This is a genomic window from Marinoscillum sp. HNIBRBA16962, from assembly GCF_057801515.1.
The window spans coordinates 3,915,135-3,932,221 of the sequence record NZ_CM173603.1 but is presented as its reverse complement, the minus strand read 5'-3'; the positions used below and the strand labels follow the sequence as shown (position 1 = coordinate 3,932,221).

9 protein-coding genes are annotated in these 17,087 nt (G+C 43.5%); 5 read left to right on the top strand and 4 right to left on the bottom strand.

Annotation, left to right across the window (positions count from 1 at the left end; translation table 11 throughout):
• Positions 1 to 102 precede the first annotated feature (102 nt).
• Positions 103 to 1,140 (bottom strand): LacI family DNA-binding transcriptional regulator, encoded by a 1,038-nt coding sequence (locus tag AC3E9V_RS16220; RefSeq protein WP_488749185.1) that lies wholly within the window; start codon positions 1,138 to 1,140, stop codon positions 103 to 105.
• 310 nt (positions 1,141 to 1,450) lie between these two features.
• Between AC3E9V_RS16220 and AC3E9V_RS16215 the strand changes: the two genes are divergently transcribed.
• Entirely contained in the window at positions 1,451 to 2,662 is a 1,212-nt protein-coding gene (locus AC3E9V_RS16215) for a DUF4861 family protein (protein ID WP_488749184.1), read from the top strand.
• A 107-nt stretch (positions 2,663 to 2,769) separates the two neighbouring features.
• Here the strand turns inward: AC3E9V_RS16215 and AC3E9V_RS16210 are convergent, their stop codons facing one another.
• From AC3E9V_RS16210 to AC3E9V_RS16200, 3 genes are read right to left on the bottom strand one after another with little or no spacing between them, the layout of a single operon-like run.
• Positions 2,770 to 3,720: a pectinesterase family protein gene (locus AC3E9V_RS16210; RefSeq protein WP_488749183.1), complete on the bottom strand. Its 951-nt coding sequence runs from the start codon at positions 3,718 to 3,720 to the stop codon at positions 2,770 to 2,772.
• A complete protein-coding gene (locus AC3E9V_RS16205) occupies positions 3,720 to 5,321 on the bottom strand; it encodes a glycoside hydrolase family 43 protein (RefSeq protein ID WP_488749182.1) in 1,602 nt (533 codons plus the stop codon). Before AC3E9V_RS16205 ends, AC3E9V_RS16210 begins: the two co-directional genes overlap by 1 nt.
• An 11-nt stretch (positions 5,322 to 5,332) precedes the next feature.
• On the bottom strand, positions 5,333 to 6,568 hold the full coding sequence (locus AC3E9V_RS16200) for a glycoside hydrolase family 88/105 protein (protein WP_488749181.1): 1,236 nt from the start codon (positions 6,566 to 6,568) through the stop codon (positions 5,333 to 5,335).
• 478 nt (positions 6,569 to 7,046) lie between these two features.
• Between AC3E9V_RS16200 and AC3E9V_RS16195 the strand changes: the two genes are divergently transcribed.
• The 4 genes from AC3E9V_RS16195 (at position 7,047) to AC3E9V_RS16180 (ending at position 17,003) form a co-directional block, all read left to right on the top strand.
• Positions 7,047 to 10,295, top strand: a complete 3,249-nt coding sequence (locus tag AC3E9V_RS16195) for a SusC/RagA family TonB-linked outer membrane protein (RefSeq protein ID WP_488749180.1) — start codon at positions 7,047 to 7,049, stop codon at positions 10,293 to 10,295.
• Positions 10,296 to 10,313: 18 nt separating this feature from the next.
• On the top strand, positions 10,314 to 12,095 hold the full coding sequence (locus AC3E9V_RS16190; RefSeq protein WP_488749179.1) for a RagB/SusD family nutrient uptake outer membrane protein: 1,782 nt from the start codon (positions 10,314 to 10,316) through the stop codon (positions 12,093 to 12,095).
• A gap of 24 nt (positions 12,096 to 12,119) precedes the next feature.
• Positions 12,120 to 13,655: a DUF5123 domain-containing protein gene (locus AC3E9V_RS16185; RefSeq protein WP_488749178.1), complete on the top strand. Its 1,536-nt coding sequence runs from the start codon at positions 12,120 to 12,122 to the stop codon at positions 13,653 to 13,655.
• Positions 13,656 to 13,739: 84 nt separating this feature from the next.
• Complete coding sequence (locus tag AC3E9V_RS16180) at positions 13,740 to 17,003, top strand: T9SS type A sorting domain-containing protein (protein WP_488749177.1); 3,264 nt, start codon at positions 13,740 to 13,742, stop codon at positions 17,001 to 17,003.
• Positions 17,004 to 17,087: the final 84 nt, after the last annotated feature.

The following is a 17,087-nucleotide window of genomic DNA, read 5'->3' as shown; positions in this document are numbered from 1 at the left end:
ACGGTACCATCCTGACCATCCTCTAATCTGAAAAATTTTCGAGTTTGCGTAAACGATTGCGCAATTTACTAAAAATTTCAAAAAGCCATTACCTGTCCATCATTAAATTACCATTTTACTTACAGATACTTTGGTAGAGGACTCACGAACTATGAGCTCCGGGCTCAACAAAACCTTCCGGTGACCAGCTGCCTTTCCGTCCAGTTGATCCAGAAATACCTGAGCGGTGGTTTTACCCATTAATTTACTCTTTTGGTCTACTGAGGACATAGTAGGATCCAGATACTGCGTAAATGGATCATTACCGAAGCCTACTACACCAACGTCCTGTGGTACCTGATAGTTGTTTTCTATCAACCACTTTATCGCTCCAAGTGCTGAGAAGTCAGAAGAGGAAAATATGGCATCAGGTTTATTTTTCAGGCTCATGAGTTTTTGTGTTACCTGTTTTCCCTGTTCAACATCACTTGGAACTTCGATGATGTAATCTTCATTGACAGGGTATCCGTTATCCTTTAAGGCTGCCAGATACCCTCGGTATCGTTCCTTGAAAATGCTTACATTCTTATTGCCTGAGAAAAAAGCGATCCGGGAATAGCCATTTTTAATTAAGTGAGAAACTGATGAATAGGCTCCTCTGTAATCATCTATGGCTACAGATGACGTGTCGATCTCATCTGTTGTCCGGTCAAAGAGAACCAGGGTCTTGTTCTTGGCGATTACCTTCCTTAGATGATCATACTTATTAGTTTCCCTGGAAACTGAGATGATGATCCCGGCCACCTGGGCAGATAGCAAAGCATTCACATCTTCAATTTCATTTTCTATTTTCTCATAAGACTGGCAAATGATAACATTATAGCCAGATTTTTTTACCTCTTCTTCTATACCACGGATCACGGAAGAGAAGAATATCCGATCGGCATAGGGTACGATGATCCCAATAATTTTTGACCGTCCTTTTCTTAGGGATGAAGCCATGGTATTTGGTTCATAGCCCAATTTCTTAGCCATTTCAAATACCTTCTTCTTTGTTTCCTCACTGATCCGAGGATTGTTATTTAAAGCTCTGGATACAGTGGAGGCTGTAGTGTTCAGTGCTTTAGCTATTTCGTGTATGGTTGTTTTTCCCTTTTGCAAAGCGTTGAATTTAGGACAAAAATAACATTTTGACTGAATTGCAATCAAAAAGTGTGTAATCCATTGAACAAGTCAAAAGATTTAAGAGCCTTATATTATCATTAATTCATTAATACATAGAGTGTTTTCCTTTGATTTTGAAAAAATGAAATCATATTAGGTATAAAAATACAAAATTATAGTGTAATCGATTGCGCGTTTGAATATTTAATTTTAACTTTCTGACATCAAAAAATAGGTTTCCTAAATAGATGTGAAGAGAGGTCGTCGTTTTGATGGCCTCTTTTTTAATTTTATTAACCCAACAGATATGAAAGTCTTTATAAAAGTTAGTCTGATCCTTTTCGGTGCTCTTATAGTACTTGTCGGATGTACTCAAAAGCCTTCAGTTAGTTTCACGGTCCAAAATCCTACTAAGATAGCCCGGCAAGAGATTCTGCAAATGGATATCAGCGAATATGATCTGAAGGCTGCTGAGACTTATACAGTAAATGGAAACTCCAAGCCTCTACCGGCAGAATGGCTTGATAACAACCAGGATGGTAAACTGGATGAGGTACTTAGTGAGGTTCAGTTTTCAGGGCAGGAAACCATTAACTTGAGAATAGAACAATCCGAATCTACACTTAAAGTCAATAAGCGAACTCAGGCGGAAATTTCTGTAAAAGAGGGTGGAAGCTGGAACGAGAGAAAATACGAGGGAGGCACTTTTAAAAATATCTCAGGTCTGAGCGTGCCGGATGCTCATACGGATCATTCTTACTTCATTCGTTATGAAGGGCCAGGATGGGAGTCTGATAAAGCAGCGTACAGGTTTTACCTGGACTGGAGAAATGGGATAGATTTTTTTGGCAAGACCACAAATGAGATGGTTTTGCAAAATATAGGCCAGGATGGGTTTGATTCTTATCATGAGTTGCAGGGTTGGGGGATGGACCTCCTTAAAGTAGGAAATACGTTAGGCCTGGGTTCTATTGGGAGATATCTGGATGATTCGCTTTATCGTTTTCAGTCAGTAGACTCTGTGACTTGTGAAATCACTCAAAATGGACTGTTGAGGTCGGAGATCACTAGCAATTATTTCGGTTGGCAAACTGAGGAAGATAAGACTACACTGACTTCTCAAATCAGCATTGAAGCTGGGTCTGCTTTGACTCGTCATAAAATTAATTTTTCCAATCCAATGTCTGGTTTTTGTACAGGAGTTGTGAAGAATGAGGGAGAGGAATATTTAGATAAGGAATCCGGAACTTACCGAGTTTTAGCTACCTATGGTAAGTTTAGCTTAAATGATGATAAAATAGGGTTGGCGATAATAACGGATACTCGTCAGATTGAGCAAGTTATGGATGGAGCTGGAAGCCATGTTATAACTTTTAGTCCGAATAAAAGTGTCACTTACTACCTGATGGGCGTTTGGGAGAAAGACCCAAATGGAATTACAAACATGGAAAGCTTTGAAAAACTGCTTGATCAAGAGCTGGAGAAATTGAACAACCCACTTGAAATAACAAAATTATAATTAGTGCCGTGTTGAGCATAAATTGTAAGTATAGGTTCGGAATCTGCGGGAAATAAAGAGAGTGTATTGCTACACTATGCTGAGACTTCATATCGTTAAGCTTAACACTAGTCAACTTGAGGCCTCCAGTCACCAAAAATATTTTCAAAAGTGTAGCTCAAGGCTTCTTGATTTGTCAGCTTTTTTGCCCAATCTACTCGTTCAGTATTATTGGCTCCAGGGCCCTGTGATTGATATTCAGCATACAGTACTGTACTTTCCTTTTCCTCTGATCCCCAGTTGTCCCAGCCTTTTGGCAAAATGTGACTTCCCATAAAGCAGTTTATAAAAACTGTTTTGGCAAAACTTCTCCAGGGTCGTCCGAGCAAAACTTCATTTACATCAGATGTGGATTCTAGCTGGCAATCCATAAAAACAAAACCATATTTTACCCCTTTTGGAGTAGATGCTGCTGTAATATATGAATCAGATTTACTGCGAATAATACAGTCCCTAAAAAGCGCCGTGGCTGACCCAAAAATGTAATCCGTGGTTCCTTCAATTAGACAATTTTCATAATAGTGTCTAAGATTTTCACCAGTAGCGTAAAGGGTATCCTGGTCTCCCAGAATGTTGCAATTTTTGATAACGACCCGGTCCGCATCTATATGTAAAGCAACAGCCTGGCCTACCGGACCAGCTGCATTTTTGATGGTGAGGTTTTTCAGGGTTACATCATTGGCTTCTACCTGGAAAGTATATGTATGAAAAGTGCTATTTCTCCCAAGGTCTATTTTATTAAAATAATCGTCCCAGGTAATAATGGTGCTATCCTTACTTTCACCCTGAATAGTCAGGTTAGTATTCCAGTCATAAACCCTCACTTTTTCCTTATAGGTGCCATTTTTGATAAACAGGGTTATGTCCTTTTCAGGAAATGCCTTGGTAGCATTGATAGCCTCCTGGATACTGTTAAAATCACCCGACCCATCTTTAGCTACTGTAATGTAAGTGGCATACTGTGAGTAAGCACTAAAACTTACTCCACAGTATAATATTATGGTCAGAATTCTGGTCATTACTTTGTTACTCTAAACCAATCAAACAATGCATAGCCGCCCAGACCTGTAGTTTTGGGTCGTTGAGCATAGAGTCCGGTTTTAGCGCCTACCCATTTTCCTTCTCTTGCTTTGAATGTTTCCCCTATCGGAAGAAACTCCTTACCATCCGTGCTGTATTGAAAGGAAACTAAAGCTCCGGGATTGACCTTAGCTCTTAACCATACGGTGGTATTTTTCAGGTTCCTTGAGTCAATTTTTTCTTCGGATTGATTCCCATCCGCATCCTCACAAAGCCTTTGGATCAATGAATAGTTTTGGCCACGCTTCTGAACAATAAGCGAAGCATAATCCATTCCAAAAACCACCAGACCAGCCTCTTCACGGTCTTTAAGGTTGCTGGCATCCAGTTTTACAGTAGAGGTAAACTCTTCAGCGGGGAATTTCTGCAGCAGAAGATTTGGAACCATCCAGAGATTTGAAGCTTTCGCAGGCATAGGTTGAGCATTTAGTCTGAGATGACCTTGAGGGTTGTTTAATTGATACCACCCACGCTGCGGGCTTGCATTCCACTGCCATTGCAACCCTAATTTGCTTTCGTTGAACTCGTCAGTATCAACCGGGTTCATTACCGGAGATTTTGGAAGGCCGGGCTTTTTGTAAGTCAAAACAGGTTCTCCGGTTCCGTCACCATCCGCATCATTTCCCATTACCGGCCAGTCATTAATCCACTCCACAGGCTGTAGGTGAACGATTCTTCCGTAAGCTTCTTTATCCTGAAAGTGAACGAACCAGCTTTCTCCGTTTTCCAATTCGGCCAGACCACCCTGATGAGGGCCATTGATCGGGGTGTTACCCTGTGCCAACACGATTTTTTCCTCATAAGGTCCGTAAATATTTTTAGATCGTAAGACCAGCTGCCAGCCCGTTGGTACACCACCCGCTGGTGCAAAAATGTAGTAGTATCCGTTTCGTTTATAGAACTTTGGACCTTCTATGGTGGGATGATCTTGATGTCCATCAAATACAATCGTACCTTTATCGAGGATTTCAGATCCGTCCTGTGAGAGCTCTACGACCTGGAGTAAACTTTTCACACCTGCTCTGCTATGGGCAAAAGCATGAACCAAATATACCTTACCGTTATCATCCCATAGTGGGCTTGGGTCGATGTTACCATAGGCTTTTTTAACCAGGATAGGTGTGGACCATTCGTCGGCCGGATCATTTGTTTTTACCATAAATATGCCCTGATCAGGATCTCCCCAATAGATATAGAACGTACCATCATGGTATCTGAAGCAAGGTGCCCAGACTCCATTTCCGTGCTGAGGAGTGTCATAGTAGCTTCCGGGAAATTCAGGGATTGCGTAGTTGATCAGTTCCCAGTTAACCAAATCGGTTGAATGAAGGATAGGCAATGCCGGAACGGAATTAAAAGAGGATGAGGTCATATAGAAATCACCTCCTGCCTGACAGATATCCGGATCAGAATAATCTGCATGAATGATTGGGTTTTTGTAAGTTCCGTCTCCAAGGTCAGGTGACCAGGCCTCGGATGCCTTTTGAGCAAAGCTGGTACTTAAGGAAAAAAGAAGAATAGAAATCATTAGGTATCGCATAATTGGTTGTTTTACTTTTTGTTAAAAATTTCACTACTCTCAATAAGCAGACTTAGCATAATAAATGGGCCCGTACCCTTCCCATCATTGGATCGGCGCCTCTCGTTGATGTAGTATTCATAAGTGCCGTCACGGACCGGATTATCCGCTGGCCCCAGTCCTGCTCCCGCACAGCAGTGGAGAAGTTCGAGTTCTTCATCCGGATGTATTTTCGTCAAATGCTTCACAATGCCATTGTAGGCTTTCATAGTAGGTCTTTTAAAATCCTCAGCGGAAATATATCCTTCGATAACGCCCTTCACCAGCCCATAAGCGAACATAGAGGAGCAGGTTGCTTCCAGGTAGTTTCCTTCACGCTCAGGCATATCCAATACCTGGTACCAGAGCCCTGTTTTTTCATCCTGATTTTTGATGATAGTCTTTGAAAGATCCTTATAGATAGCCAGGAGTTCATTCCTTTTTGGGTGATCTTCAGGAAAAAAGTCCAGAACATCCACCAGAGCCATGTAGTACCATCCGACCCCACGACCCCAAAAATTTTCAGACAGGCCGGTCTCCGGGTCCGCCCAATAAACAGATTTACTGGCATCCCATCCATGGTAATACCATCCTGAGGCAGAATCTCTTGCATGATCCCTTAAGAGGGTAAACTGCAAGGCTATATCATCAAAGGACGTGGTGTCTCCGAAAGTCACAGCATACTGTGTATAGAAGGGGGTGCCCATATAAATTCCATCCAGCCACATTTGATTGGGGTAGATCTTTTTATGCCAGAAGCCACCCTGCGATGTTCTTGGTTGATCTCTGATCTGGTCTCGTAGTGTTTCAATAGCTCTAAGGTACCGCTCATCACCTGTCTCTTTATATAAGGTGAAGAGCATCTTGCCTGAGTTGAGTTTATCCAGGTTAAAATCCCCTTTCTTATACCCTTTTATTTTCCCTGTTTCATTAATTAAAGTGTCGGCATATCCTTTTGCATAGTCAAAGTACTTTTGATTTCCGGTAGCTTCCCAGGTTTTCAGGATAGCCTGACAGACAAGACCATTTACATAGGACCATTTGGGCTCACTTTGAAAGTCGATCATCCAGGCTGATGGATTCCTTTTCATTTCAGAATCAGCCATCTTTACACTAAGAGACTCAGGACTGTCTGCTGCCCGATCTTTCTTAGTGCTTGTACATTGTGCAATGGATAACACAAATAACAGAATAAAACCCATGGATTTTAGATGTCGTGAGTATTTCATGCTGAAAATTTAAGCGTTTTTAGAGTGACTGTGTATAAGCAACACGGAAAGTGAATTTTAATTGGGTGACTATTAATAAAATCAAATGAAATGAAATGTTACTTTTAACGATAAGGAGCCAATCAAACCTCAATTTAATTTACATTATTTTAAATTATTACCTTTTAAGTTGACAAAAGAATAATTTTATTGAAATATAAAATCAATCAAATTGAAAATTTTATAATCGAAATTGTTTCTAATCCAGAGGATTTTTCTTTAATTTAAAGGAGAATTCGAAATCTAAACGAGTGAATGTATGAGATTTTTAAAATTATCGGGGTGTGTGCAAAGCACTCCTTATCAATTAAGGCGCCGAGGGAGCCTTTATTTTTCATGTAGTGTGCAATCGATTGTACGAAATGATGAAAAATTAGCACTATTACGGCCAATTTATCATGGCTTTCAATATGTCACTAACCTAAATTCTATATGAGTTATGTTTACTAATTTGATGAAGCTTTTCAACTGGTCACGAATTGTTTTTGTGATCACATGCTGCGCATTGCTGATCAATACGGAAGTGATGGGGCAGAGCAAAACGGTAACCGGGACCATCACTGATGGAGAGACTGGTGAATCCTTGCCGGGAGTAAGTGTCGTTGTAAAAGGTACCTCTGAAGGTACGATTACTGACATAGATGGGAAATACACTATCTCAGTTTCACCTGATCAGGTTTTGACCTTTAGCTTTATTGGCTATACCACTCAGGAAGTTCGGGTAGGTACACAAAGTACGATCGATGTAGCCCTCCCTGTCGATATACAGGCACTGGATGAGGTAGTTGTAGTTGGTTATGGTACTCAAAAGAAATCTGACCTGACCGGCTCAGTAGTTTCAGTGTCAGGAGATGTCTTGAAGAAAGTTCCTGTGTCCACAGTTGCAGAATCATTGACAGGCCGCCTTGCTGGTGTACAGATCACTACTACAGAGGGGTCGCCAGATGCCCAAATTAACATCCGTGTAAGAGGGGGTGCCTCGCTCACACAAAGCAGCTCTCCATTATTTATCGTAGATGGTTTTCCTGTTAGTACAATCTCTGATCTGGCACCATCAGACATTCAGTCCATTGACGTCTTAAAGGATGCATCATCCACCGCAATCTATGGTTCCAGGGGTGCTAATGGGGTGGTAATCGTAACCACCAAAAGTGGGAAAGAAGGAAAGGTGACTGTGAATTTTAATTCTTTCTACGCACAGAAAAAGATAGCTAAAACACTCGATGTGCTTGATCCCGGGGATTATGCCCGTTGGCAATATGAATATGCAGTGCTGGATTCTGATGGTGAAAATGATGACGGTACTCCTGATCTGTCATCATACGAAGACTACTTCGGCCTGTTCCCTGATTTGGATCTCTATGAAGGACAGCTGGCCAATGACTGGCAGCGTCAGATCTATGGACGCACTGGTAACACATTTAGTAATGACCTCAGCATTCGAGGAGGTGGCGAAAAGTTTAGCTTCTCTGCCAACTTTGCTCGCTTTGACGATAGAGCAATCATGATTGGGTCTGATTACGTGAGAAACAACATCACATTGAAATTCAATAATAAGCCCAATGATAAAATCGACCTGAATTTCTCATTGCGTTACTCTGATACGGAAATTAATGGAGGTGGCGCAAATGAGCAAAACGAGGTTTCGTCCGCGGACTCTCGATTGAAGCACGCAGTAGCTTACTCACCAATTCCTATTTCCGGAGTGAGTTTGCCTGATGATACTAACGAGCAAATATCAAGTGACCTGGTGAATCCGATCACTTCTACTTATGATAATGATCGTTTACAACAGCGCAAAAACTACAATATCTCAGGGAGCTTTACCTGGAACATTATCGAACCACTGATACTTTCTACTTCTTTCACCGTGGACAATTATAATTTCCTGGATAATCGTTTTTACGGTGTTACCACTTACAAAGCAAGGGACCGAACTCCCGATTATCCTAATCTGCCTTCCGCTGTATTTAGGGATAGAAAGGAATTACGACTAAGAAATACTAACACCATTACATATAGTATTTTAGAGAATGAATCTCACGACCTGAAGTTTATGGCGGGGCATGAGATGCTATACACCCAAACCAACGAGTTGGAGTATGAGATTCAAGGCTATCCGGCGCTATTTACGTCTGAAGAGGCCTTCAAACTTACCACTCAGGGTCATCCTTTTTATGCAGACAATAACTTCAGCCCGGATGATAAATTACTTTCTTTCTTCGGACGCTTGAACTACGATTATAAAGATCGTTATCTACTTGCTGCTGTGTACCGAGCTGATGGTTCCAGCCGTTTTATGGGCGATAATGTGTGGGGATATTTTCCTTCAGTATCAGCTGGATGGAAGATTTCCGAAGAAAGTTTCATGCCGGGTAATATGGGCTGGCTCAACTTGCTAAAGTTGCGAGCAAGCTATGGACTGGCTGGAAATAATAATATTCCAAGAGGTCAGACAGTACAAACCTTTGAGTCTCGTAATACAGCTTATATCAATGATGTAACTAGCTATTGGGCGGCCTCAACCATTCTGGCTAACCCTGATCTGAAATGGGAAACTACTGCAACCAAGAACGCAGGGTTAGATTTCAGTATGCTTAAAGGACGGATTAACGGTACGGTTGAAGTATACCAAAACAATACACGAGATCTGTTGATTCGATTCCCGGTTTCGGGTACTGGTTATGAGTATCAATACCGAAATATGGGTGAAACTGAAAACAAAGGGCTGGAAGTAACATTAGGCGCTTTTGTGGTAGATAAAAAGGACTATGGGCTTAGCTTCAATTTCAACATTGCCTTTAACAGAAACACAATCAAATCACTTGGTGTAATGGAAGAGTTGATAGGTTCTGAGGTAACTACCGGTTGGGCCTCTACTCAGATAGGTAATGACTTCCTGGCAAGGGTAGGTGACCCAATAGGTATGATGTACGGATACGTGAATGACGGACGATACGAAGTGGATGATTTTGAGGGTTACGATGAGAACGCAGATGAATGGATTCTCAAAGAAGGAGTTGTAAATTCGGAAGGGATTCTCACGCCACAACCAGGCATGATGAAGCTACAAGATCTTAATGGTGATGGTGCCATCACTATTGATGATAGACGCTTTATTGGTAACGCCAATCCTAACCATACAGGTGGATTTGTACTTAATGCATATGCCTATGGTTTTGACATGACCGCAGCTTTCAACTGGAGCTATGGCAATGATGTATACAATGCCAATAAGATCGAGTTTACTACTGCTAATCAAAACAACCAGTACCGAAACCTCATCACCATGCAGGCGGATGGTAAGCGCTGGACCAATATTAATCAGAGTACAGGAGAACTTGAGACAAATCCCGGGCGCCTGGCAGCTATGAATGCCAATACGACCATGTGGTCCCCATATATGGATCGCTATATATTTAGTGACTGGGCGGTAGAGGATGGATCCTTCCTCCGGCTTAACACCCTCACTTTGGGGTATACACTACCGCAGGCCATCGTTGAAAAAGCCCGCATTGAAAACCTTAGGTTTTATGTAACTGGCTACAATGTATTTGTTCTTACCAATTACTCCGGGTTTGATCCCGAGGTTTCCACGCGAAGGAAAACACCACTTACTCCGGGTGTCGACTATTCGGCCTACCCACGTAGCAAGCAGGTTACAGTTGGTATGAATCTTACATTTTAACTCTAACCGAATAAGAAAATGAAAAAGTTAATATATATAATGCTGATAGGTGTGCTGGTATTAAGTGGTACATCTTGCGAAGACTATCTTGAAGCTCCGGCCAAGTCTACTCTTGATGAGTCCAAGATATTTTCAATCTATGTTCTCGCAAAGGGTGCTGTGGATGGGATCAAAGAACCCATGGGACAAACCAATTCATACAGGGGACGATTTTTACCCTGGTACGGTATGAACACGGATGTAGAATGGAATAACAACTCCAATAACTCGGATGATAACTACGATCTGGTTAAATATGATGCTAAGCCCAACAATGATCAAATGAATACGACCAACAATGCCTGGGCGATGATGTATTCAGGTATTGAACGTGCTAACATTTGTATTCGTGGGCTTCGTGTATATGGGGATATTGAAAATAAGGCCGATATGGCTCACTTGTTGGGAGAGGCACTAACTCTTAGGGCTGTTTACTATGCTGATCTGGTGAAAACCTGGGGCGATGTACCCGCGCGATTTGAACCTATCAATACAGAGACGCTCTATCTACCCAGATCAAGCAGAGATGTGATCTACAAGCAATTGCTTGCTGACCTGGAGGAGGCTGCTACACTGGTGCCCTGGCCGGGTGAGTCATCAAATACGGTGACCGTTGAGCGGGTAAATAAGGCTTTTGTAAAAGGCTTGCGTGCTCGACTTGCCCTTGCCGCTGGTGGTTATTCCCAATATGCTGACGGTGTTCGTCTCAGTAATGACCCTGAACTGGCCAGAGAAGACATGTATGCAATAGCCCTACAGGAATGTAAAGATGTGATCGAAAGTGGTACAGCCCGCCTGGAGCCAGATTTTGAGACACTTTGGAGGGAATTTAACGAGGATAATGTATTAGCAGGAGGGGAGCCCCTTTGGGAAATTCCTTTTGCATCTGGTCGCGGCAGGGTACTCTTTACTTTTGCTGTCCGCCACATGAGTAACGATAAATATACGGGGCAGGCCAGAGGTGGACAAGCAGGTCCACTACCTTTTGTGTTTTATGACTATGATGCTCGTGACACTCGTCGTGATGTTACTTGTGTCCCTTACAGATGGAAGGATGTGAGTCCTGCTGAGGATATTGCTGAGCAAGAGCCTACCGGGCTGGATGAATGGATGTTTGGGAAGTATCGGTATGAATGGAAAAATGTGCGGGTTACGGCCAGTAACGATGATGGTACTAACTGGATGTACATGCGTTATGCCGAGATACTGCTCATGGCCGCTGAAGCAGCGTATGAGTTGGAAGGGGCTGATGCAGCTAAGCCTTATCTAAGAGAGATACGCCAGCGCGCTTTTGATCCCTCAGACTGGTCTACGAAGGTGGATGCTTATCTGAATGGTCTGTCAGGTACGGCTGTCTTTGATGCTATTGTAGAAGAGCATAAGTTGGAACTCTGTGGAGAGATGCAACGCAAGCAAGCGCTCATTAGATGGAACCTGCTTGGTGACAAGCTGGCTGAAGCCAAACAAAAAATGTATGACCTGCGCAACAGGGCTGGTGACTATACCAACGTACCCACCACATTGTACTATCGCCTGGCAGATGATGATGAAACACTCGAATTCTATGGTCTGGAACGGGGTGAAACGGATACTCCTACGGGGTATAGCGACAATATTGATTGGGCTGTACCTGAGCAACTGGATGACGAAAAGGTTGAAAGTCTGTATGTGGGAGATCCTGATGCCAACCAATTCTGGCCCATCTGGCAGGTATTTATCGATGGCAGCAATGGCCAGTTAACCAACGAATTACTGAACTAAAATCTATTAATGATGTATATCAGAATGAAAAAATATATTGGAGTTTTGATAGGCCTGGTGGTATTGATACCTATGGCTTGTGAGGACGACATTGATCCGGTGGTGGAAGAGTTGACCACTTCCAGGACTTTTGCTCCTGTGGGTTTAGATGCTCGCGTGCGAAATCAGGTGGATATCGAACTTAGCTGGACAGCTAACCCCGATGTAGATCAGTACGTGGTAGAGTTTTTTCAGGATAGCCTGAAGTTTTCAGGAGATCCTATTAGTACAGGAACAGTTGATGAGATCCCTGCTGCAGGAACGATAACCTACACTGAAACTTTTTCCGGTGAAACCCGCTATTCAGCACGTATAAAGGCTGTTACTGAAGGGCAGGAAGAGTCGCACTGGGCAACTATAACTGCGATAACCGATCCTGAACAGATATTCCTCCCTATAGTGGGACCTAATATTCAGGATACCTATGCCACTGTGCAATGGACAGCCGGAAGTGATGTTACTCACTTTTTGATCGTGCCTGGAAATACTCTGGTTCAGATCTCAGCTGGTCAAAAAGCTGCCGGTGAAGCGATTATTGAAGGACTCGCTGGAGCCACAGATTATATGGTGACTTTGTATAATGGTGAAAACCGACGCGGTACAGTTAGTTTTTCAACCCTGAAGGAAGCTAACGTAACAGCCGCCGATGACTTGAGTGCAGTGATCGACGCTGCAGCAGATGGAGCCACACTTATCCTGGCTTCCGGAACCTATAGTCTGGGAGGCAAGGAGATCACTAAATCGATTACCATAGAAGGGCAGAAATTTTATGATATGCCAGTGATCGAGGGGCAACTTACCTGTGCAACATCTGTATCTTCAATTACCTTAAGATATCTCAACTTCCAGGGTGGCGGTGACTATGGTCAGTTTTTCAATGCATCTGCTGCTGAATGTAATTTGGCTGCTCTAACGATTGAAGGATGTGAGATCAGTGGTTACGATAATAACATCATTTATAGCAACAGTGGTGGTACTTATGGAGATATTACCATGACAGATACCTACGTCCATGATATCGATGGTGGGGGTGGCGATGGTTTTGACTTCAGAGGAGGAAGCGTTGGTTCACTGACAGTTGAGAATTCAACCTTTGCCAATGGAATCCGGTCATTCTTACGTATGCAGGTACCTGCTGATGTCGTGTTCAGAAACTGTACCATGTATCAGGTTTGCATTGTAGCAAGCAGTAACAACCGAGGTTTCTTCCGAATGGCGGGAGGAGGCGGATCCCTTGAGGTGAGCAATTGCCTGTTAGTTGAAACAGGAGTCAATGATAATGGCACCAATCGAGGGGAGTGGTCGAGAGCAGGTGACATAGATGCGGAAGTGACTACTTCCTATAGCTCCAACTATTATTTCAACAACATCGGGCTTTGGGAAGGTGAATATACCGATCCAGGAGAAGTTGATGCTTCCGAAGCTGATCCCGGGTTTGTAGATGCAGCTAACGCTGATTTTACGGTCACTAACCAGACACTTATTGATGAAAATGTGGGCGATTCCAGATGGTTGCAATAAGTGCTCTGATCACTGAACTAACTTTTAATATAAACAACAGCCAGGTGGCTCTGTTCATCCGGTTGCTTAAAATTGAATGATATTATGAAAATCTTATCTACTATATTATCCGCCCTGATACTTTGTATGTTTTGGGTGCCTGAAGTCAGGGCACAGGATGATGATCCAAACCAGCCTCCTGTAGGTGATTGGACCATTTACAATGCGAATGAATTACCAGGTGCAGCTGATCCTGCCTGGAGTGAAAGTAACGGAACTGGTACCATCTGGGCCATAGAGTCTGATCCTGTGCGAGTAGGTAATAACCTCTTGACGTTGGATAATGATGGTCTTGGTACCGATGATTCCGGGATGTTCAAGACAGCTGATTTTGACCCGGTGCCTGAGGCCTTGACAGTGGTCATGCGAGTGAAGGCAAAAGATCCAGCTGCCGACCGGCTGACTGATATAGACATGCACGTGAATGGTATCCGTGATGGTTTGAATATCCGCTCCAATGGTGAGCTAACCCTTCAACGCTCCGGAGCCTCCGTAGATTTATCGGAAGTTTTAAACGTATCGCAATGGAATGTTTTCCGAATGACAATTGATGCTAGCAGTGGTACAGAGGGAACTGTGAGGGTTTATTTGAATGAAAATCCCTTTCCGGTACTTACAGCTACAACAACCACAACTACGGGTTCAAATTATTTCCGGTTTGGAGATGGCAACGGCAGCCCGACCTATTCTGCATATGTAGATTATGTGAGCTATGATGTTTCGGGTGCTTATTCACCCTCTCAGACTCGCTTACCTAATGAAGTGACCAAGCCTCCTGTAGGTGATTGGACCATATATCATGCAAATGAATTACCAGGTGCAGCTGATCCTGCCTGGAGTGAAAGTAACGGTACTGGTACCATCTGGGCCATTGAGTCTGATCCTGTACGAGTAGGTAACAATCTGCTGACGCTGGATAACGATGGTCTTGGTACTGATGATTCCGGAATGTTCAAGACAGCTGATTTTGATCCGGTGCCTGAGGCCTTGACCGTGGTCATGCGAGTGAAGGCAAAAGATCCAGCGGCCGACCGGCTGACTGATATAGACATGCATGTGAATGGTATTAGGGATGGTTTGAATATCCGATCGAATGGGGAGCTAACTCTTCAGCGCTCCGGAGCTTCTGTGGACTTGTCAGGTGTTATAAATCTGTCAGGTTGGAATGTATTTCGTATGACGGTTGATGCCAGTAGTGGCACAGAAGGTACTGTAAATATCTACCTGAATGAAAACCCGATTCCAGTGCTTACAGCCACAACAACCACAACTACGGGTTCAAATTATTTCCGGTTTGGAGATGGCAACGGCAGCCCGACCTATTCTGCATATGTAGATTATGTGAGCTATGATGTTTCGGGCGCTTACTCACCTGGCCAGACACGCTTGCCAAATGAAGTGACCAAGCCTCCTGTAGGTGATTGGACCATATATCATGCGAATGAATTACCAAGTGCGGCTGATCCTGCCTGGAGTGAAAGTAATGGCACTGGAACGATCTGGACCATAGAGTCTGACCCAGTTAAAGTAGGCAACAACCTGTTGACACTGGACAACGATGGTCTTGGTACCGATGATTCCGGAATGTTCAAGACAGCTGATTTTGATCCGGTGCCTGAGGCCTTGACAGTGGTCATGCGAGTGAAGGCCAAAGACCTGGCTGCCGACCGGCTGACTGATATAGACATGCATGTAAATGGTATTCGTGATGGTTTGAATATTCGATCGAATGGAGAACTGACCCTTCAACGCTCCGGAGCTTCTGTAGACCTGGCAGGTGTTTTGAATCTATCAAAGTGGAATGTATTTCGGATGACGATTGATGCCAGCAGTGGCACAGAAGGTACTGTAAATATCTACCTCAACGAAAATCCATTTCCAGTGCTTACAGCCACAACAACCACAACCACGGGTTCAAATTATTTCCGGTTTGGAGATGGCAATGGCAGCCCGACCTATTCTGCATATGTAGATTATGTGAGCTATGATGTCACAGGCGCTTATTCACCAGCTCAAACGCGACTACCTGCCGAATTTACAGGTGACGATGAGGGACCAACTCCAGCAATAGCTGGACCATCGGCACTTTCGTCTTTCCTTCAACATGTGGGAACACCCACTGATGCTAAATCATTTACAATATCAGGAACAGATCTCACTACCGACATTACGATTACACCTCCATCGGGCTATGAGTTGTCAGTAAATGAAGGTACAGGTTACAGTGCTGATCCGCTGATAATTGCGCAAGCTGGTGGTTTGGTGCCTGACACTATCATTTATGTAAGACTTAATGCGGCTGAAGTTGGTAGTTATGAAGGGGATATTTTAATGGTAAGTGGAGAAGCTGATAGAGCTGTATCGGTAAGTGGGATCACGGTGGTACCCGAAATAAGTGTTGCTGGTGCACTGGAGCCTTTTACCGAAAGTGTAAGTGGGGCATCTGCATCACAAACTTATACAGTATCGGCGATCTACCTGGTAGGCGACCTGACCATCACTGCCCCAACAAATTACGAGTTGTCATCGGATGATGGTGCCAACTGGTCAGCTTCCCTGACAATATCTCCGGATGGGGAAGGTACAATAGAAAGTACTACGATTTCTGTTAGACTGAACAGCACAGAGTTAGGTGAATTCACAGGAAACATTGTTCACTCATCCACGGATGCTGTTGATGTTAATTTTGAGGTGTCGGGAGAAACCATTCCTGATCCCGGCATTACAGTGACAGGTGAGCTCACAGCCTTTTCTCAATCGTTGGGTACACCGTCTGAACCACAGACCTACACGGTTTCCGGAGCAAATTTGGCCGGAGGTATCAAGATCTCTCTTCCTGATGGGTTTCAGATATCCTTTAATGGTGAAGTATGGCTCGACTCTCTTATATTGGCTCCACTGGGAGGGAACGTTGAAGAATTGACGGTTTATATAAGACTAAATGGACTTGCCGAGGGCAATGTCAGTGGAGATATTGTACATTCCAGTACGGGGATTGATCCGGTTACCAGAGCGGTATCAGGTACAATAGATGCGAGTGTAGTGCTTTCCACTGGAGGAAACACTGATGCGCCTCTAAGCCTATGGCCTAATCCATCCACCGATAGGGTTATTATTGAGCGCAGTGATTTTTCATCGGACGCACAGCTTACTATACATACCCTTGGGGGTATAGGAGTGGCTTCACATAATGTTCCATCCGGCAAAGCAAAGCTGGAAATAGACATCAGTACTTTGCCACATGGTTTGTATCTGATTGAATATGTGAATGCAGGCCGGAAAAGCCAGCTTAAATTTATGAAGGAATAGCAACGACGGAAGTCATTAAATGCTATATGTAACATGGAGTTTCCAACCTCTCAAAGGTTGGGAACTCCTTTTTGAAATCACAGA